Source organism: Gracilibacillus caseinilyticus, from assembly GCF_022919115.1.
GTDB lineage: Bacteria > Bacillota > Bacilli > Bacillales > Amphibacillaceae > Gracilibacillus > Gracilibacillus caseinilyticus.
The window spans coordinates 900,316-920,857 of sequence record NZ_CP095072.1; the positions used below are offsets into that span (position 1 = coordinate 900,316).

Below are 20,542 nucleotides of genomic sequence, written 5' to 3' on the forward strand. Positions count from 1 at the left end.
ATAGTATGAAAGTAGCTTACTTGATTGGTTTGTCATGTATTTTGTATTCTATTCTATCTTTTCAAATGTTTAGGTGCTAATTCTCAACTCTCTTTTAACAAGAGTGTACCTAAACCAAAAAAGATAACGCCAATAATCATCAAGCTGTAAACGGGCAATGTGATCGTTGTCCCCATATCTGGCATGAAGTAAAACAAAGCAAGGAAAGCGCTAAATGGAATAACACCAAATAAGACAGCTGTCCGGAGGAAATCCAATACTTTATTTACTTTTCTAAAACACATCCATTTTAAATATTGGATAACAAAATAAACAACCACAAAAGCTATTCCGATAGAAACGAGTGAAATAATGGCTAATGTTCCTAAATAATAGGTTTCACTTCCTTCTAATTTTCCAAATCCATAATACAAAATGGAGTGAAAGAAACCATTTATAAATGTACTAACGCCGAGAAAATAAAACAAACCCATCAAGATCAACATCATTCTTTTTTTAGTCAGTGTTTTGGGTAATTCCTCAATAATTTGATCAGCATACTGTTTTGGATCTTTTCCAAACAACTCCGAAGTAGCTTTACCCTCTTGTTGCAGATGTAATAAATGGTCTAATAATTCCATTAGAATTTCTTCCGATTCTTGCTGTGACTTTCCATAGGATAAACGAATATACATGAGCATATCCTCATAAATTTTTTTATTGTTATCATCAAGAAGTTTACGTTTTTCGTTATTTTCAGCTATTAATAACTTAGTATTCATTCCATTTCCCCCTCTTCTGTTAATAATTGATCAACCGGTACCTTAAGGCTGTTCCAATTCTTTTTAAAGCTTGCTAAAGATTCGTATCCTTTGGCAGTTAGGGCATAGTATTTGCGATTAGGTCCACTGGCTGATTTCCTCATTTCCCCTTGAATTAACGTATCTCTTTGCAACCTTAATAAAATGGGATAAATGGAACCTTCACTTACATCTATCCCTTGCCCTTGTAACTTCATTGCTAATTCATAACCATATACCGATTCTTTAGAGATAATTGCTAATATACATCCTTCTAATATTCCTTTTAATAATTGACTTCGTACAGACATTCCTTCACCTACCTTGCATTACATGATACCTGTTAAATAAAAAACAAGATATCAAGTATCTTGTTATACAATATAGTTATATTATAGTGATTATTCTTAATAATTTCAAGTTTTTTAAGATCTTCATTCTCCATTTACTAACACAAGTATTAATAAACGACTGAACCGTTTACTCGTTCCGCCATTTTAGGTCACCCGATTGATGATGAATTTTCTTGTTTAGAATTTGCACCAAATTTATCTTCAGCTCTTCTGAAGTAATGATACAGCTTATTGAGCTAATTCCAGTTTTTATTTTTAACTCAAAACCATTGTTATTCACCTCTTTTTCGAAGCCATAATATTTATGGTTGATATCGATTGGAATAAGCTGAAAGGATTTCATTTTTTCCCAAGGAATAAATCGACTGCCACTGATCACCCCTTCATCAACTACAGCAAATATATTGAAGAGCTGATGTGAATAAATGTACGCTGGAAAGAATACTAAATAAATAGACTGAAATTCGTTTGATAATAGATCAACAATAAAAATAATACTCAAAAATAGCAGAATAAAAGCATACATGATGAGTGCTGTTTTTTGTGTAGAATAGCTGGGAAAATCCACTGTTTTCTGAGGGTATCTTCTTAAAGACTTCAGCTCTTCACTGGTTGTTGGCAGGATTATTTGTTTCTTCATCTTCCACAGAACTTGGATTAATTTGTAGTTATAATAAATAATGAAAGCCAGAAAAACAAGGTTTATCAGTATTTCCAATTCAGTCACCACCTTTACTTATCCATTCTCAACTTCCTATTTTTTCATCTCCTAATCAAAGTAAAAGGAGACGGTGTATAGATGTACTCTCTCCACAAACTGTTTATAAAATGCTTCAGCACTACTCATACCGAATCATCGTCCAAAATCCAATATCCTCAAATCCCAAACGCTTATAAATATTCCCTGCTGCCGGATTATCATAAAATAAACAAAGCGATTTGCCCTCGGCCAACAATTCGTTGCAGAGTTTTTCCATACATAATGTTGCATAGCCCAGTCGTTCGTATGCTGGCCTTGTTCCCACACCGACAATCATCGCAGATTGGGAATTCTCTGCTGTAGAAGATGCAGAAGCAACCATTGTACCTTGTTCATTTCGTACGATATACGTTCTTCCCGTTTTATCTTCAGCTGCACGCTTTCTCGCTTCCACACTAAAGTATCCACCTGCAAACTCAGGAATGGAAAGTAACATATCGACGTTCTCTTTATACTCAGAAGCCTGTAAATAGCTGACCTGCTGCAAACGTTCTTGCTCAATCTCGTAACTTATGGCATTACATTTAGCATAATAGGTCTCATGATGCTTACGAATCTCTCTTTTTATCAATGGTTTTAATGGTTCTATTATGTGCTTTAACCCACTTATTTCAACTCGATCGGCAGCATTATTGATAATTTCTGCAAATCCTTTCACATCATACGCTTCCTCGCTAAACGGGATATAATTTTGTTCGTACCGTAACAAAATCGCTATCAGTTTCTCGTTTTCGAATTGACCCCAAAGCTCTTGGATATCTGCGTCATACCCATATGCTTCGATATCACCGATAATAAACAAATTTTCCGCAGGTTTATGTCCAATAAGCGACATGACTGAAACATGATCATTCGCACTTAACTTACGAATCATACTATCCCCCACTCGTTATCTGTATTTAATCGTTCAACCCTTTTCCTTCCAGGATCGGTTTTATACTTTTTTCAATCCTGGATACTCTTGTCGCGGATCGCTTTGCTTTAGAAAAATGAAATATATATGCTCGTTGGCGTCCGGGAGTCAATTTTTCAAAAGCTGTTTTTAATTCAGGAAGTTCATCGAATTTCTGCTGGAGTTCTTCCGAGATATTGTATTCTTCGTGCTTTTTCAATTCCACTTCCAGTCCGGCTTTTTCCACTTCCATAGCTTGCAGAATATATTCCTTCACAATCTCTTCGTTGTCCACTATTTCTTCAAGTTTGGTAAACCGCAATTGACGGGCTGCCTGCACATTTTCTGTTTGTTGTATCAGCATGTTATAAGGATCCTTTAACAATGCGCCCTTGTGAAACAGCAGTGCACAATAATCTTTAAATCCATGAATTAAGACAACATTTTTGTTATTAAGTGTGTAGCAAGGATGCTTCCACTTAAAATCTTCTGTAAGCTCACAACCAAGTACAATCTCACGAAGCTTCACAAATTCTTCCTTCCATTTTGTTTCCTTTTCTAAAAACATATCCACTGTAGGGTTCAATTTACTTTTTGACATACAGGAACACCTCTTTCATTAATCGACTGATATTTTCTTATTACATTACCATATTTTCAATCGTTACTTCTACCATCATCACAAAAATCCAAAAAATGTCGTTTATCACTTTGCAAATCGGTTAATGCGCTAATTTTCATCCAATCAGTACCTTGATAGCGATGATGTCTGTCAACTAAGATTGATCTTATCCCACACGCTTTCGCCCCTTCCATATCATATTTGATAGAGTCCCCTATCATCCATGTATTAGATGCCTCCACATGTAAGTCATCTAATACTAGTTGAAACGCTTCCTTATTTGGTTTAGAAAAACCTATTTCCGAACTGATATATATTTGCTGTATGTATGATTCGATTCCCAATGCTTTTATCTTTTTCCGCTGACCATCAGCAGGACCATTGGTAAGTACAGCTACCACAAATTCTGAATCAGACAGCTCTTCCAGAAAATGTTTCGCATCTGGGAAAAGTTCAATATGTTGATTCGCTTCACCCATGTAGATTTTATTTAAAGTGGAGATAAGTTCCTCTGATGGCGAATTCAATGCATCTGCAAACCTTCTGTTTCTATATTCTACAATAGTTATCCTTTTTCTCGTGAATAGATCGAATAAGAAAGGCTCTATTTCCTGGTATCTCTCCCAAAAATAGTTGGCATTTATCCCTCTATTACTTAAATATCGATCTATCTTTCTTTTCGCATTGTGTTTAGCTTGTTGGTAATCGCATAATGTATCATCCAAATCCATAATTAAACATTTCTTCATCCGTATGTCACCCTTCTGAAACCACTCATTTTGAAGATGTATAACGACTGTTTAGTTTTTCCCGGTGAGACTGAAGAATACTTTCCAGGGAAATATCATATTTGTTCGCTATTACAATAAGATTTCCCAGCACATCACCCAATTCCTCTGTAAGTTCTTGTTTTTGTTCATCTAATGAACTGGTCACTTCATCTGGTCTGTCTCTGCCAATTTCAAGTGCTCTGATTGCCCGTGCAACTTCTCCCGTTTCCTCTGCTAGAAATCCGATTCGGATAAAAATATCTAATTTTGACCATCCACGTTTTTCATAATAGTTTTTAACCCATTGTTGAAAATCATCAATATTCATGTCTATTTTCCCCCAATCTATTGTCACAGCTAACCTAGATTATACAGGTTTTACTTGATAAATTAACTTAAAATATGGTAATTTCTAAAACTTTTATGTTTAGAAGAAAAAATAAAAAACGTTCGGCAATCTTTCATCCGAACGTTTAAAACTATATGAGTTTATCAACTATATGCTCATCACACCACCATTGGATGCATTTGTAACAAGTTTTGAATATCTGCCTAACCAACCATTTTTAATTTTAGGCTCAAAGGGTTTCAGAGATTTCTTACGCTGTTCTAACACTTCATCCGTTACTTTTAAGTTCATTGTTCGGTTTGGTAAATCAATGACAATTTCATCTCCGTTTTCGATCAATGCAATTGGCCCGCCCTCTGCTGCTTCAGGAGAAATATGTCCAATCGATATACCGCGGGATGCACCTGAAAAACGACCATCTGTCAAAAGTGCCACTGTGCTTCCTAAACCTCGACCCATAATAGCAGAGGTTGGAGCTAACATCTCCGGCATTCCAGGTCCACCTTTAGGTCCTTCATACCGGATTACCACAACATGTCCTTCTTTGACCGCACCATTATCAATCGCTTCTTGTGCTTCCTCCTGGGAATCAAAGACAATGGCTTCGCCTTCGAATTCTTTAATCGCCGGATCCACAGCTCCCACTTTAATAACAGCTCCTTCCGGTGCGATATTACCATATAAAATCGATAATCCCCCAAACGGACTGTATGGATTATCCTTTGAACGAATCACTTGTTCGTTGGTAATCTGATATCCACTAACCAATTCACCCATGGTCTTACCGGTTATGGTTAAGCGATCTGGATGGATTGCTCCAGGGATTTTTGTTAACTCATTGATAATGGAGCTCACGCCACCTGCTTTATTTATGTCATCCATGGAGATATCGGACGCAGGCATAATCTTCGCAAGGTATGGGACGCGGGCTGCAATGCTGTTAACATCGGCAAGGTTATAATCGATACCCGCTTCATTAGCAATCGCAAGTGTGTGCAGTACCGTATTGGTAGATCCACCCATTGCCATATCAAGTGCGAACGCATCATCAATTGCTTCTTTTGTAATGATATCACGTGGTTTCACATCATCATCAATCATACGAATCAGATGTTTAGCTGCTTCACGAATCAATTCTTTACGTTTCTCACTTGTCGCAACAATTGATCCATTTCCAGGAAGTGCTACACCTAACATTTCCATTAAACAGTTCATCGAGTTTGCTGTGAACATTCCCGAACATGATCCACATGTTGGACAAGCGTTATTTTCGATATCATTAAATTCTTCTTCTGTCATCTTACCAGATTTGTATGCGCCAACTCCTTCAAATACAGAAGTCAATGAAAGCTGCTTCCCGCTGGAACTAGTACCAGCTTCCATTGGTCCACCAGACACAAATACGGAAGGTACATTAGTACGAGCAGCAGCCATTAACATACCAGGTGTAATTTTGTCACAGTTCGGAATGTAAAATACGCCATCAAACCAGTGTGCATTAATAACGGTTTCCGCACTGTCAGCAATTAATTCACGGCTTGGTAATGAATAGCGCATGCCTATATGCCCCATTGCAATTCCATCGTCGACACCAATTGTATTAAATTCAAACGGAATACCACCAGCTTCAATGATTGCTTCTTTGACTACTTCAGCAAATTCACGTAAATGGACGTGACCAGGAATGATATCAATATATGAATTACAAATGCCGATAAATGGTTTTCCCAAATCCTTTGCTTTTACTTTCCCTGTAGCATACAACAAGCTACGGTGAGGCGCACGATCTACCCCAATTTTAATCGTGTCACTTCTTCTCATCAGCACACACATCCTTCGTTTTTATTTATTTAATGTATTTTATAATGTATGTTGTCTGCTGTCAATATCGTTGTATGACTAATTGTTTTTTTATAATTATTAATTAAGTACCAGACACACTCAGAAACTCTTATGCCTTCCTAGTGAAGGCCGCTCCACAAGACGAGAAGCATATTTCCTAAGCTTAAGTGAAGTGCTACATTATAAGAATCCATGCATGAATACTTCTATGACTGTACTTATATACTCATAAAAAAGACACCTTGGTAAACCCAACATGTCTTCAAATCATAAAACTATTCAATTCCTAACTCTCTCATTGCATGCAAAATATGAATTCTCATCGCGCTTCTTGCACCTTCGGGGTTGCGACTCTTCATGAATTCCATAATCATATTATGATCGTTGATCGTATCTTTGATCGCTAATTCTTTTTTCTTCGAGAGGATGACTCCCTTATCGATCGCTTGATAAATAACTGGCATCAGCTTTTCCATGAATTCATTATGAGTCGCTTTCACGATAGATTTATGGAATTTTTGTTCCACATCCGTACGATCCTCATTACGCTTTATTCTATCCTCTATTTGTTTTCCATATTCCAAAATACGTTTCAACTCAGCTTCACTTGCTCTCGTTGTCGCATAATAGGCCGCTTCTGGTTCAAAAATTAGACGCATTTCGTATAAATCTTTCGCATTAATTTTCGCATCAGCAAGAAAGCTTAAGGATTCTAAACTTTTTATATCGAGATCGTCTATAATATATGTACCTTTTCCACGTCTAATTTCTAAAATACCGTTCGTCACCAATATTCGAATCGCTTCACGAAGCGTTGTCCTGCTAATATTTAGCTCCTCTGATAATTCATTTTCATTTGGAAGCTTATCACCTGGAACAAAACGTTTCTCTATTGTAATCATTGACATTAAATCATCCGCTACACTGTCTGATAGCCTTTTTTGCATGTATGTAATCACCCTGTTTTCTTTCTAGTATAGCATACAGGAAGTGATTTAACATTTTGATAGACAGATGTAGATAGACACCTTAGTTCCTTTCTTAATAAAATGGATCACATTTCTAATCCATTAAATGAACTTCATCATCGATATGAATATCACCTGTTTTTATCACAGAGGCATACACACCAAAGTTGTTTTTTCTTTCTTTGATTACGGTTTTATGTAAGCTCGGGTCTCGTTCGGCATTTTCAGGATCAACCGTAATGATCATACATCTTTTGCAATGTCCTACAAATTCCATATCTACTTCCTGTCCTATCTTAATTCGCCGACCAATCCATTCTTCTTCAATGAAAGGTTTCTTATCCAATAATGAAATAAATAAATTTGGTCGAAAACGTCTCAAATCAACTTTGTCCTTATCCCATAAATCTTCCAACTTATCTAAAGAAGCATCTGTTGCGACGAGAACATGTTCTACCGCAATGGGTCCAATGGGTACATGTAAAGGGGTATATTTCTTGGTAGGTAAATTTCTTGGTAGATATTTTTCGTTGTGATTTTATTTCCATTTCGCTGATCTTCCCAATCGAAAACCTCGCCTTCCGGTGTGATCACTTCTACATTGGGGTATTTGTCCAATGATTCTTCTCCCACAAATCTCGCCTGATACCGAACCATTTCCCGGAATTGTGTTATCGTTAAGAAATTACCCTCTTTTGTATCAACTAAATAAGCGTGGCTGCGGTCCCCATATAGGCCATAATTCATTATCTTAGACTGTTGTACCTCTTCACCTCGAAGTGATTTTACGGGATGGCGGACAATTTCTTTGATGTGACCAATTAGCATTTCATTCACTCCAATATGTTTTATCCTACTATGATTTTAACAGAGCATATTTTGTATCTCTAATATAAAAATGCTTAAGAGAAATTTAAATCCATTTAATCAATCGCTTTCCAATAAAAATTTATCCCCTAATTTATCCAATAGATGGTAATCATATTTTAAAGCTTTACCTTATTCCTCTTCCTCTATAATTAAAGTTTTATCAGAGACACGTTACTCGTTAATGGAGTAATGAATAAAAAAGTGCTTTTTCCTCGTTAGTCCTAACCCATTCTCACGACAAAGTGCTCAATTGCCACAAGATTTAAGTAACCTATAAATTTCCCACTTAATGTAAGAAAACAATTCAGGTATCCATTCACGTGCAGCCGGTATAGCTTCAACCCCTTAATCTATAAGGTAACGAAGTACATGAATGGTCCAGCAGATACCACCGATGCTGATTTGCCATTCAATATCACTTGACCAATTAATACCCGTCTCTTCACAATACGCATTGATCAAATAGTTCGGTCTAATATTGTTATCTTTTGTCGAATTAATCAAGCTATATAAATCTCCGAGATGTGGACTAAAGTTAAAAAGCCACCCTGATTTAAGGGTAGCTTCTTTATCGTTTATATTTCAAAACCATGTGTCAGTCCATAAAACGTAAATAATAGGTAATTGTCGTTCAACATTATTATCTCTACTTTCATTATACTACTAATTATAATTTATTTATAGACTACACATTGTAAAGTTCTTGTTCTATACTGTTATATACAAATCTAAAGATATAAGAGGTGTATCCGTATGAATGACAAAAAAAATGGCTTAGACAATGGTCCTTTCTTTCATGGTACTAAAGCTGAACTAAAAATTGGAGATCATTTAAAACCGCAACACTTTTCAAATTACCAAGACAAAAAATCGAACTATATATATTTCACTGCAACATTAGATGCGGCTAAATGGGGTGCGGAACTAGCAACATCTACATCAAAAGAAAGAATTTACATTGTAGAACCATTAGGCGACTTTGAAAATGATCCGAACCTGACTGATAAAAGATTTCCAGGAAACCCAACGCGTTCTTATAGGTCTAAATCGCCTTTGAAAATAATCGCTGAATTAAGTTCATGGGAAAGACATTCAGATGAAGAAATAAATCATATGATTACATCTTTAAAAAAATTACGTGAACAAGGGAAAGCTGTCATACTCGATTAGCCCTAAATATTTTTTATTTGACTGTCTTTTTCTTAAATGAAATGAGTGTGAGTAATTTTTTCTTTGGTTAACATAAGTATCCGTTTGTTAAACAAGCACCAGCAAAGCCCAATTTCTCATTTAATCCTCACACATTGGACTTTGCCTAATTCATATACTTTATCGAATTAGACGATGTAAACTGGAGACAAATCATACTACAAAGTATAATACTTTTATTATAAATCTTCACTACTACATTTAATTGGTTTTCTGTTTTAATAATAGGCTTAAATACCCGATCACACCAGCACCAACAAAAAGAGTATGATAGCCAAAAAGATCTGCAATTACACCAGAAAAAATGGACCCTATTGCCTGCCCAAGTGCAAGAATTAAGAAAGGTAAACCAAGTCCAAATGATGGATTTGTGTTAAACACTGAAATCCCCCATACGATTAAGACACCTGTTATAAAAATATACGAGCTTCCAAAAAGAGCTGGTGACAGAAATCCAGTAACCGGGCTGGATGGATACATTCCTAGCAGTAGAGACGATGTAGAAAGCGCTAATACAGAAAGCTTAAAGGCATGCATTAACCCAAACTTGTCGATAAACACACCAGCAGTTCCCCCTAGTAAACCTGCAATACCAATAATGCCCCATAGCCACTTGCCTATGTATGTAGGCACATTTTCCGCGTGTAACATAAAGTCTTTTGAAAATGTCCAATATGCTGAACACGATATTCCTATCAGGCAAGCAGCGAGAATCAAAGGCACAGCTCGCCTCCATTCCCGTTTAGAAAAACCAATTTTGTTTTCTCTTTCTGTTGTATGATGTTTTGGAAGTGCTTTGTAATTAGCGAATAGTACTAAAATAGCAATACAAGTATATATGAAATACGTTTCTCTCCAGCTATTTGTCATCATAATAGCAATTACCCCAGTAAAAGCCGTTCCAATACTAGTACCAGCGTTAATCCATGAATTAGTTTGATTCTGTAATCTTGTCTCTACCTTTGTGCTAACAATATCCGCGTATGGCGGAGATGAAAATCCTGTACTCAGCCCTGCTATAAATATACCTGTACCTAGTACTACCGGATTAGGCGAAATAGAGATAACTCCTAAACCAATAATTGCTGATAAACCTGCTATTACCAGAACAGACTTTGGGGTAACCTTATTAGAAAATACCATTGCTGACACTATTGCTAGACAGTAAGCAATATAGGATAAAGATGAGATCACACCACTAGTAGACTGTTCCATCATCATTGTTTCGTTTATATATGGCAGCATTAATCCATAACTAAACCGCGATAAACCATAAGTAACAGCTATCATCGGTAACCCTACAATTATTAATTTTTTTGAATACATATTATTCACCTCTTCAATTATATTGAACGTTCATTATAACAAATAAATAAAAAATAAAGGCAATGCATTATAGTAAATATCATTGCACTTCTTAGATTAACATAAGGCGTTATTTAGAAATGGTAATACTATTTAATAAGTCCTTTGCCGAGCGCTTTACTTCTTCAATATCGGATATTTGGACCATCGATGTTAATCCTTCTAGTATAATTAATAATTGCAAACTTAAGGAATTGGGTGCATCAAATATCTTCAAATCCTCTTCCACTTTCTTTAGAAGTGTTTGTTTATGTCTTGTCGATAGTTCTGTAATTTCATCATTAATACCGTCGTATTCCTGTTTAGCTCTTAAAAACAAACAACCATTAAAACCATCTATTGTTAACCAACTTATATGTGTGTTTAAAAGTGATTTTAAATATGCTTTTAAGTCTTTTTTATTTACACCCTCTTCTAAATGCTGAAAATATTTCACTTCTCTTCGCATCAAAATTTCCTTAATTACTTCTTCCTTAGATTTAAAATGATAATACATGGTCATCGGCGCCACTCCAGCCTTATCCAGAATACTCTTGACACCAATAGCGTGAAAGCCGTGCTGATAAAATAATTCTTCCGCTTGGTCCAATATCGCCTGCTTTTTTGGTGATTGCCTCATAGATGAACCTCCTTTTTTTATGTTGAACGTTCATTATAAATGATAACATAAATTTTATATTGTTAGCAAGGAACTGTTCATGTTCCTACACCTTTACCACGTCCGTCCTAGCTCCTGATAGCAACACTGCAACTGAGGCACCTTATTTGGGCCGACGAATATAACACATTAATGCTTTTTCCATATCTCAAAAAGGGTGTACAGTGAAGGATAATGTTTTTATACAGTTCGCATGACTAGATTTACGAGTTACTACCAAAGCATCGTCTACTACTTGTAAAATCGCAACGGTAATTACTTCATATATTTACCTCTCTTTTTTTGAGGCACAGATCAATAGAAGTGAGTATTCCTAGTTACAAATAATATTATGGTTCTTTATCAGAATTTAAAAAAACCTTATATGAACATATTATCGTAAAGAGTTGTCTTTACCTAACTTTATTATAAGTTACCGATTCATTTTATTAATGGTGTACAATTAATGTTTTTCCCTAAAACACCTGATTTGGTTCTGCAGCTTTTTTCGAATACTTATCGAACGTTAATTATGTTTTTCCAAAAGGAGAAAGGACCAAAAAAAGAACAGAAGAAGAATTCCCTTCTCTTCTGCTCTAAACCTTTGTAAATCAAGTTTTTTCCTTGAAAATTCAATTTCCAGTCATTTTCTCCCCAAATCTTCTCTTTCACTCTTCTTTCTCCCACACATGGAAAAGATTAATTTTGGTTGACAAACTGTTGTAGACTTAAATAAAGTTTGATCAAAAGTATCCCGCAAAACCTCATTCTTAGGGCATCATTGATTTAGCTGTAAATAAAAAGAACCGGTTTTGAATAAAGATTGTTTAAACAGGTTCCGATTTATGAATATTCCCTATTTCTATTAAAATAGTTTAATCATTTCGGTATTCGAAGTATATCTATTATGCTTTCACAACATGAATAGGTCTCCCTATAATTACCTCTGCAGCACCCATTGTAATCTCACCTAAAGTTGGGTGAGCATGGATTGTTAGTGCGATATCTTCTGCAGTCATACCCGCTTCAATCGCAAGAGCCATTTCAGCGATCATATCAGATGCACCAGCACCTACGATTTGAGCACCGATTAATAAGCCATCCTCTTTACGTGCAATAAGTTTCACAAACCCTTCTGTTGCGTTTAAAGCTAATGCACGACCGTTTGTTGCGAATGGAAATTTCGCTGCTTTCACTTCAATACCTTCTGCTTTTGCTTGCTCTTCATTGTAACCAACAGTTGCAAGTTCTGGATCTGTAAAACATACAGCTGGGATTGCTAAGTAATCTACGATTGACTTTTCACCAGCGATTGCTTCAGCAGCTACTTTACCTTCATAAGATGCTTTATGTGCAAGTTGCGGACCAGATACGATATCACCTATTGCATAAATGTTTGGTACTGAAGTACGGCATTGTTTGTCTACTTTTAGTAACCCATGTTCTGCATATTCGATACCTATTGCTTCAAGACCCATTTCGTCTGTATTTGGACGACGACCTACAGTTACTAATACATAGTTAGCTTCAACTGTTTTTTCTTCTCCGCCAGCTTCATATGTTACAACTACACCCTTTTCATTTTCTTCTACGCCTTTAGCTGATGCGCCAACGACAACTTCTACGCCTTTTTTCTTTAAGCCTTTTTTCACAATTTGTGTCATTTGCTTTTCGAAACCAGCTAAGATGTCTTTGCCGCCTTCAATGATTGTTACTTGAGAACCTAAGTTAGCGTAAGCAGAACCTAGCTCAGTACCGATGTAACCACCACCGATGACAACTAATTTTTCTGGTACTTCTGGTAAGGAAAGTGCACCATTTGAGTTGATTACGCGTTCAGTGAATTGGAATGTTGGAATTTCAACCGGACGAGAACCTGTTGCAAGGATTGCATTTTTGAATGTGTAAGTTTGTGTGTTGGCCCCGTCGATTACACGTACAGTGTTTGCATCTACGAAGTATGCTTCACCGTTCACAATATCGATTTTGTTGCCTATTAATAGACTTTCAACACCGTCTACTAATTTAGAAACTACGCCATTTTTGAATTTTTGCACTTTTGTCCAGTCAAGTTTTACTTCTTGTGCAACAATACCCATTTCATCTGAATGCTTTGCTTGCTCAAAACGGTGACCTACTGAAATCATCACTTTTGATGGGATACAACCGACATTTGAGCAAACTCCTCCTAAATACTCTCTCTCTACAATCGTTACGTTTTGCCTCATTTTAGTAGCGCGAATAGCCGCCACATATCCTCCTGGACCTGCACCAATCACAAGCGTATCAATATACTTCATCTACTACATCCCCCTCATTGCTTGCTATAAAATGAAAAACGTTATACCAAAAATATTTATCTTTTACACAATTATGGTGACCCTTTGTATCAACTTTAATTACTTGTTTAAAGTTGCTATCATTTAATAGGAGGTCCACATTTGAAATCGGCACTTTTTTATCATGAATAGAGTGTATGCCAAGAGCTGGGGATTGTTGGTTTTTCAATATTTTTTCTAGACACCATTCTCTTCTAGCTTTTAAAAAAACACCTCCTCGTAATAAAAACCAACTGATAAATAGCCAGCCAAATGGAATATAAGATAGTGTTACTTTTTCAGCCATTGATTTGCTAATATTTTTTAATGATGTAGGCATTGAATCGGTAATAAGGGCTTGAATCCTCAAATCAGTGGCATTCACAATACTTGCAGCTATTCCTCCCATTGAATGCCCTAAAACATAGATTGCATTACTATTAATATCTGGCCTCTCCCACACATAATCAATCGTTGATGTTATACTTTGGACAAACGATTCAATACTCACTTGCTTTTGTATTGAATCACTTTGCCCATGACCAAGAACATCCACAATTATTACGTCATAACCGCTAGCTAATAGGGGATCGACATATCGTAACATTTTTGATTTATTAGAGCTCCATCCGTGTACCAGTAGAAAGCAACCTCTTGCTCTCTCACTTTTAATAAGCCATCCTCTAATTGTCCCAATACCCAGCTCAATTTCAATATTTTCATAAGTCGAATTCGGGTATTTGTTATCCTCTTTCCGTTTTGGTGTGAAAATATAACGAATGATATAGCTCCTCAAAAATAAAATAATTACTACGAAAGCAATGATTAATAAATATTTCATAATAACTCCCTTCACAAAAGATACCAATCAGTCTCTTTTTGTTTGAAAAAAAGACGGCTTTATTGCCGCTCAGTAGCAATCATTGAAATATATTGCTTTAAATTATTTATTATGATCTTCGTTATTTGCCCATCTTTCTTTAATCGGTCTAATACGAGTCCACCTTCAAGTGTTGACACAATATATATCGCAGTATCGTATGGCTGTACTGACTGCTTCAACTCCTGATGCCTAATACCATCCTCTATAATTTTCACCATCCACTTTGTCATCATATCCATTGCTTCATTAATTGATGGCAGTAACGCACTCACTTCTAAATCATCCATTTCTATGGCTGCGTTAAAAATAGGGCACCCACCTACTATCGGTTCCCCTTCACTTAATTGTAAAAAGGCCTCCACAAATGCGATTAATTTGTCCGTTGCATTCTCGTGTTGCGAAACAATCGTCATTAAATGATTTCGCATTATTTCGGTAGAAAAATGAAAAGACTCGACCATCAGCTGCTCTTTATCCTTAAAGTGTCGATATATCCCCCCTTTTTGAATATTCGTTTCCTGAATAATGTCACTCATCGTTGTTGTCATGTAACCCTTTTTGTTAAAAATCGTAGAAGATTTTTGAATAATATTACGCCTTGTTAATTCACCTTTTTTCATTTACACCCTCCAAAAAGATACCTTTCGGTCTCTTCTAATATAAAGGAAGTCAGATACAAATTCAAGAACTTTTTAACAGAAATTAAATAAAAGGCTGTATCGGGACCCACGATAGGTCCATTCCTCATTTAGAAAAATTTTCATATGTGGCGGGTTATTCCTTGAATCGTTAACGTACCCCTTCTTAAGGGTCAATAACATATTTCAAATAACGTGTAACCATTTCATTTCTCCATTAAATTTATTTTTTCTCCATTGAGATGTGATACACTCAATAATGAAAATCAGATTATTTAAATTTAAAAACTAAAATCCCAATAATAATCATTCCTATTCCCATTGCTTTGTTTGGTGTAAATGCTAGCTTATCAGTTCCATCATACATTTCAGTTTTATATTCTGCTTCAATCTCTGTTTTCCACTCATTCAGAGTAAACATCTGCATACAAACAGCGCTTATGTCCCCCAAAATCAATCTCTTTCCCTCCCCAAATCACCCTCAATCCCTTACCACACCTAACTCCAACCCACTTTTACAAATAATGCCACGTAATTAATGTTTTTCCGTAAAACAGTTGATTTTGACCTGAAACACGTCTTGCAAAATTTGTCGAACGGTAACTTTGTTTTTCCGTAATAGAGTGAGGACTGGAAGGAAATAGAAAAAAGAACAGAAGATAAAGGATACCCTTAACTTCTGCTCTAAACCTTAATATATCAAGTTTTATTCGATGCTGAACCACTTCAATTTCACTTCATCTTTCTCTCAAATCTCCTCCAAATGTCTTTCTCAAATGCTCTTTCTTCTCCTAATCACGGAAAAACATTAATACATACGGAAAGAGATTAAGACTTATGGAAAAACATTAATTGTGGGTGACAACAACTGTTGAATTTTTCACCGATCAATTATTCAACGGTAACACTTTTCGCAAGGTTACGCGGCTTATCTACATCACAATCACGATGAAGTGCTGCGTAATAGGATAGTAACTGCATCGGGATCACACTCACTAATGGTGTCAGTAATTCATGAACTTCAGGCAAGACAAACTGATCTGTATCTTTTTCAAGTCCTTTCAAACTGACCACACAAGTGTTAGCTCCACGGGCTGCTACCTCTTGTACATTGCCTCGGATCGAAAGATTGACATTCTCCTGAGTAGCAATAGCGATAACCGGTGTCCCTTCTTCAATCAAAGCAATCGTACCGTGCTTCAATTCACCACCAGCAAAGCCTTCTGCCTGAATATAAGAGATTTCTTTCAGTTTTAACGCTGCTTCCTGAACAACATAATAATCAACACCTCGACCAATGAAAAATGCATTTCGAGTTGTTTCAAACATTTCCTGGGCAATACGTTCGAATTCTTCTTTCTGATCCGTTAATGTCTCCATTGCACTTGCTACGATACCAAGTTCCTGAAGTGGATCAAATGATAAATCAATACCTTTTGCTCTTGCGCTGTCCACTGCCAAGATCGCTAATACAGCAATTTGGGCTGTATATGCTTTGGTAGAAGCTACCGCAATTTCTGGACCTGCATGCAAGTGCAACGTATAGTCTGCTTCACGAGAAAGGGTAGAGCCTGGCACATTTGTAATCGTTAATGCCGGATGCCCTAAAGCTTTTGTTTGAACCAATACAGAGCGGCTGTCTGCTGTTTCTCCACTTTGAGAGATAAAGACAAATAAAGGTTTCTCCGATAACATTGGCATATTATAAGAGAACTCACTTGCAATATGCACTTCTACTGGAATATTTGCTAAGCGCTCAATAAATTGTTTCCCAACTAAACCAGCATGGTAACTGGTTCCTGCTGCAATGATATAAATACGATCCGCTTTTTTCATCGCTTTGCGGATGTCTTTATCCAATTTAATCGTATCATTCTTATCCTGATATTCTTGAATGATTTTACGCATAACAAACGGCTGCTCATCTATTTCTTTTAACATAAAGTGCGGGTACGTTCCTTTTTCTGTATCAGACGCGTCAATTTCTGCAACATAAGATTCGCGCTCCACTACAGTACCGTCTAACTTTTGGATTTCCACACCGTTACGTTTTACTAATACGATTTCTTTGTCTTCAATTTCTACATAACGATTCGTTTCTTTTAATGTTGCCATTGCATCACTTGCAACCACATTAAATCCTTCACCAAGTCCGACTAATAATGGACTTTTGTTTTTTGCAACATAAATAAGATCAGGATTTGTATTATCAATTAATGCAATTGCATAGGAACCTTTTAATACAGAAAGTGCCTTACGAAAACCGTCCAAGACATCTTCTGTCTGATTCGCAAAATGCTCTACTAACTGAACAACGATTTCCGTGTCTGTTTCACTCTTTAACGTAACGTCGTCTAAGAATTCATCGCGAACTTCATAATAGTTCTCGATCACACCATTATGCACTAGTGTAAAACGCCCTGATGCACTTTGATGCGGGTGCGCATTGTCTTCACTCGGCTCACCATGTGTAGCCCAGCGAGTATGCCCGATCCCTAAATTAGCTTGCACGCTTGCATCTACTTTTTCACGCAATCCTGCAATTCTTCCCTTAACCTTTGTTACGTTGACACCTTCATCATTTAAAATGGCAATACCTGCAGAGTCGTATCCTCGGTACTCCAATTTCTCTAATCCAGTTAACAAGATTTCCTTTGAATCATTTGCTCCAATATATCCTACAATTCCGCACATAACGTTGTTTCCTCCTTGAAAATAAGGGGCAAACAACCGATCCTTTTTGACATGGGGCGATTATTTGCCCCTTTCTCGTGTTTGATATATCATCTCGTTTCTATTCTTGTTCAAAAAGTTGCCTTCTTGTTTTCGAATAGAGACATTACGGTTGAGATGGACAACCGGGAGGCATCCGCCGATCACTCTCGATAAACCTCCTCCTCGTCAGCTATGATTTCATCCGTTCACATAGCCCTGGCGCTTTACAGTTGATATTCTTCGAAACTCCTTTCTATTTTTGAGTAGGTCGTATTAGAAACGACTATTACATTTTACTTGAAATGATCTTTTTAGGCAACAATTTTTGTAAAAAGACCTACTAACATACTATGCACCCGAAGTCCCCCGTGCCACTCCAACTGCCTCTTTCACCGCCATTACCCCTGTGAGATGACAAAGCCAGGACGTATAGCTATTGACCTATCAGTTAAATTTATACTAAGAAACCTTTAACACCATGAGTATATGCTTTTATAAAACTCGCTATAATGCGGATTATGTTAACTTAATTGTTAAACGAAATGATTATTTTGACAGATTTAATGTGCGTAGCAAAGCTCCGGAAATATGCCCCGCAGGAAGTGGTTGGCCGGAGCGGTCTCCCAGCACATTAACAATTTCAAAATTACCACCAAGGTAGTTAACATAATGAAACCTTTTTTTACATGGAGTGGAATCTGCTTTAATAGCGATTGTTATATACTGTCCATGCTGTTAGAAAAACTCGGCATTCGCCTCGTCTTAGCAAGTGCCGTAGTTTTTCTTATACTTGGTACAGCTTAAATTTTTACTACGTCGAGCTACTTCATTGCTAAAATTTTATACTCCCTCTTTATTCTAACGAAATCTCTTGTTTTCTCTGTTTAGCTTAGAATTTCAGTTTATTTATCAAGAATCTATTACCTTTTTATGGATATAGAGAACGTTTTTTGTGTAGAAGGGTGCACTTAATAAACCATTCTCCTCTTTTTGAGAAAAAATAGGAATTATTGATATGATCGCACCTTTAATTCCCACAATACTCATGGCGACAAACCCTCCCACATCTCACCGCGTCTTTGCGCATACATTCCTTCGTTCGGTCTATCCATGAAGTGGGGCCGGCGATGCTTTCCTGCAGGGTCATTGCCCGTTTGTATAAAACTTTCCAGCTGCTCCGTGCTTCTATTATTAGGGATGATTCTATTCCAAATAAACGTCTAATCAAGCTTCACTTTGTACAGGTGACATCCTTATGTCTTTAGGCTACATGTTGTAATCGAAAATGCGGAATATCATGCAACATCTTCTCGGGACTAAATGGCACTTGTTTTGTTCCAACTGTAAATAATATGCGAATCAATTTACAACATAGGGCTATCAAGGATTGCTTTTTCTTCAACGAATTCTCTTTTCTGGTCGTAAAATAACCATGTAATGCTTTAAATGCAGGATTATGATGAACTAAAGGCAACACGACTTTAAATAATAGGGCTCGTAATTTAGGACGTCCCCTCTTCGTAATCACGGTTTGGCCTTTATATTTACCTGACGTAGCTAACTTTAAGTTTAACCCTGCTAACTTAATGATCTGTTCGGGATGGGTATACTTGTTTAGTTCCCCGGTTTCTGCGAGGAATGAGGCAACCGTTATTTCGCCTATTCCGTTTATATCTGTCATTTCTTTCACACCAGGAATCGGTCTAATTAATTCTTTTACCATGTCCAACACTTCATTTATCTTTTGATGGAGGAGGGCATATTGATCCATCAAGGTGTGGATTTTCACCCTCGCCATCCTTCTTTGATCCCCACAGATTCACTTGATACCTCTTTTAGATGGCGGATCTTTTTTAACCCAATTCCTCGTTTCACTTCTTTGCGCATTTCTAGTAGAAGGCGTTCTTCATCCATTTTGGCTACCTCTTCCGGGAATAATCCCAGCTTCAATAGTTGAATCGATGCTTTTCCTTCCCAATTCGCAAAGACTTTCGTATATTCTGGATAATACCGATCCAACCATTGATGAACACGCCCTTGAACAGCTTGAAGATCTTTCATTAACTGCTCATACATATTCATCCCTTCCCGAAGATCTGCATAAATGGCTTCTGGTAAGTGCGGATCAGCGTAGCGTCCATCTTGAATCAAGCGCGAAATCACTCGAGCGTCTTTTACATCATTCTTCGTTGGTGAATTATCATCCAGCTCTTTTGACTTCTTCACATGTGCTGGATTAACAACTACAACTTTATATTGCTTTTCCATTAACCAATAGGCGAATGGCAGCCAATAGTGGCCGGTAGGCTCCATACCGATGATCCAATCACTTTTATTGTGCTGCCCCGCTAACTCTTTTCTCCAACACTCAAATCGTTGGAAGCCTTCCAAACTATTGTCAAAATACAGCACTTTTCCAAATTGTATGCCTCGGTAATCTTGAGCGCGAGCAACATGCCTTTCTTTGGCTATATCCACTCCAATAATCAAAGTTTGTTCAGACAGTTGTAATATCTTTTCATTTTGTTTATAATGCATGATAGTCCTCCTTGGTTTATTTAAGGGTCCTTTT

General features: G+C 36.8%; 20 protein-coding genes and 1 pseudogene. 1 reads left to right on the top strand and 20 read right to left on the bottom strand.

Annotation, left to right across the window (positions count from 1 at the left end; all coding sequences use genetic code 11):
• Positions 1 to 83 precede the first annotated feature (83 nt).
• From MUN88_RS04285 to MUN88_RS04335, 12 genes are all read right to left on the bottom strand, one after another.
• Positions 84 to 761, bottom strand: a complete 678-nt coding sequence (locus tag MUN88_RS04285; RefSeq protein WP_244721266.1) for a DUF1129 family protein — start codon at positions 759 to 761, stop codon at positions 84 to 86.
• A complete protein-coding gene (locus tag MUN88_RS04290; RefSeq protein WP_244721269.1) occupies positions 758 to 1,090 on the bottom strand; it encodes a PadR family transcriptional regulator in 333 nt (110 codons plus the stop codon). The genes MUN88_RS04285 and MUN88_RS04290 overlap by 4 nt, the downstream gene beginning before the upstream one ends.
• Before the next feature lie 169 nt (positions 1,091 to 1,259).
• Positions 1,260 to 1,850, bottom strand: a complete 591-nt coding sequence (locus MUN88_RS04295) for a hypothetical protein (RefSeq protein WP_244721272.1) — start codon at positions 1,848 to 1,850, stop codon at positions 1,260 to 1,262.
• A 121-nt stretch (positions 1,851 to 1,971) separates the two neighbouring features.
• On the bottom strand, positions 1,972 to 2,766 hold the full coding sequence (locus MUN88_RS04300; protein WP_244721275.1) for a GNAT family N-acetyltransferase: 795 nt from the start codon (positions 2,764 to 2,766) through the stop codon (positions 1,972 to 1,974).
• Positions 2,767 to 2,791: 25 nt separating this feature from the next.
• Positions 2,792 to 3,385: a YdeI/OmpD-associated family protein gene (locus MUN88_RS04305; protein ID WP_244721278.1), complete on the bottom strand. Its 594-nt coding sequence runs from the start codon at positions 3,383 to 3,385 to the stop codon at positions 2,792 to 2,794.
• Positions 3,386 to 3,441: 56 nt separating this feature from the next.
• On the bottom strand, positions 3,442 to 4,155 hold the full coding sequence (locus tag MUN88_RS04310) for an HAD family hydrolase (protein WP_244721281.1): 714 nt from the start codon (positions 4,153 to 4,155) through the stop codon (positions 3,442 to 3,444).
• 25 nt (positions 4,156 to 4,180) lie between these two features.
• Positions 4,181 to 4,504 carry a MazG nucleotide pyrophosphohydrolase domain-containing protein gene (locus tag MUN88_RS04315; protein ID WP_244721282.1) on the bottom strand — a complete coding sequence of 108 codons (324 nt, stop codon included), beginning with the start codon at positions 4,502 to 4,504 and terminating at the stop codon, positions 4,181 to 4,183.
• Positions 4,505 to 4,672: 168 nt separating this feature from the next.
• Positions 4,673 to 6,346: a dihydroxy-acid dehydratase gene (gene ilvD / locus MUN88_RS04320; protein WP_244721284.1), complete on the bottom strand. Its 1,674-nt coding sequence runs from the start codon at positions 6,344 to 6,346 to the stop codon at positions 4,673 to 4,675.
• A 296-nt stretch (positions 6,347 to 6,642) separates the two neighbouring features.
• The gene (locus MUN88_RS04325; RefSeq protein WP_244721288.1) at positions 6,643 to 7,314 is read right to left on the bottom strand and encodes a FadR/GntR family transcriptional regulator; all 672 of its coding nucleotides are present in this window, start codon (positions 7,312 to 7,314) and stop codon (positions 6,643 to 6,645) included.
• A gap of 115 nt (positions 7,315 to 7,429) precedes the next feature.
• Complete coding sequence (locus MUN88_RS21780; RefSeq protein WP_369809939.1) at positions 7,430 to 7,750, bottom strand: MOSC domain-containing protein; 321 nt, start codon at positions 7,748 to 7,750, stop codon at positions 7,430 to 7,432.
• A 38-nt stretch (positions 7,751 to 7,788) separates the two neighbouring features.
• Positions 7,789 to 8,163 carry an MOSC N-terminal beta barrel domain-containing protein gene (locus tag MUN88_RS21785; protein ID WP_369809940.1) on the bottom strand — a complete coding sequence of 125 codons (375 nt, stop codon included), beginning with the start codon at positions 8,161 to 8,163 and terminating at the stop codon, positions 7,789 to 7,791.
• Between the two features lie 387 nt (positions 8,164 to 8,550).
• Positions 8,551 to 8,709: a hypothetical protein gene (locus MUN88_RS04335; RefSeq protein WP_244721291.1), complete on the bottom strand. Its 159-nt coding sequence runs from the start codon at positions 8,707 to 8,709 to the stop codon at positions 8,551 to 8,553.
• 249 nt (positions 8,710 to 8,958) lie between these two features.
• Between MUN88_RS04335 and arr the strand changes: the two genes are divergently transcribed.
• Complete coding sequence (gene arr / locus MUN88_RS04340; protein WP_244721293.1) at positions 8,959 to 9,375, top strand: NAD(+)--rifampin ADP-ribosyltransferase; 417 nt, start codon at positions 8,959 to 8,961, stop codon at positions 9,373 to 9,375.
• Between the two features lie 240 nt (positions 9,376 to 9,615).
• Here the strand turns inward: arr and MUN88_RS04345 are convergent, their stop codons facing one another.
• From MUN88_RS04345 to MUN88_RS04380, 8 genes and pseudogenes are all read right to left on the bottom strand, one after another.
• Positions 9,616 to 10,740 carry an MFS transporter gene (locus MUN88_RS04345; protein WP_244721300.1) on the bottom strand — a complete coding sequence of 375 codons (1,125 nt, stop codon included), beginning with the start codon at positions 10,738 to 10,740 and terminating at the stop codon, positions 9,616 to 9,618.
• 109 nt (positions 10,741 to 10,849) lie between these two features.
• A complete protein-coding gene (locus MUN88_RS04350) occupies positions 10,850 to 11,398 on the bottom strand; it encodes a TetR/AcrR family transcriptional regulator (RefSeq protein ID WP_244721302.1) in 549 nt (182 codons plus the stop codon).
• 923 nt (positions 11,399 to 12,321) lie between these two features.
• Positions 12,322 to 13,716: a dihydrolipoyl dehydrogenase gene (gene lpdA, locus MUN88_RS04355; RefSeq protein ID WP_244721305.1), complete on the bottom strand. Its 1,395-nt coding sequence runs from the start codon at positions 13,714 to 13,716 to the stop codon at positions 12,322 to 12,324.
• Positions 13,703 to 14,575 (bottom strand): alpha/beta hydrolase, encoded by an 873-nt coding sequence (locus MUN88_RS04360; RefSeq protein ID WP_244721308.1) that lies wholly within the window; start codon positions 14,573 to 14,575, stop codon positions 13,703 to 13,705. The genes lpdA and MUN88_RS04360 overlap by 14 nt, the downstream gene beginning before the upstream one ends.
• Before the next feature lie 59 nt (positions 14,576 to 14,634).
• Entirely contained in the window at positions 14,635 to 15,237 is a 603-nt protein-coding gene (locus tag MUN88_RS04365; RefSeq protein WP_244721311.1) for a TetR/AcrR family transcriptional regulator, read from the bottom strand.
• Positions 15,238 to 15,526: 289 nt separating this feature from the next.
• Complete coding sequence (locus MUN88_RS04370) at positions 15,527 to 15,712, bottom strand: hypothetical protein (RefSeq protein ID WP_244721314.1); 186 nt, start codon at positions 15,710 to 15,712, stop codon at positions 15,527 to 15,529.
• 434 nt (positions 15,713 to 16,146) lie between these two features.
• Entirely contained in the window at positions 16,147 to 17,949 is a 1,803-nt protein-coding gene (gene glmS / locus MUN88_RS04375; protein WP_244721317.1) for a glutamine--fructose-6-phosphate transaminase (isomerizing), read from the bottom strand.
• A 1,282-nt stretch (positions 17,950 to 19,231) separates the two neighbouring features.
• Positions 19,232 to 20,508 (bottom strand): annotated as a pseudogene (locus MUN88_RS04380) (IS110 family RNA-guided transposase).
• Positions 20,509 to 20,542 lie beyond the last annotated feature (34 nt).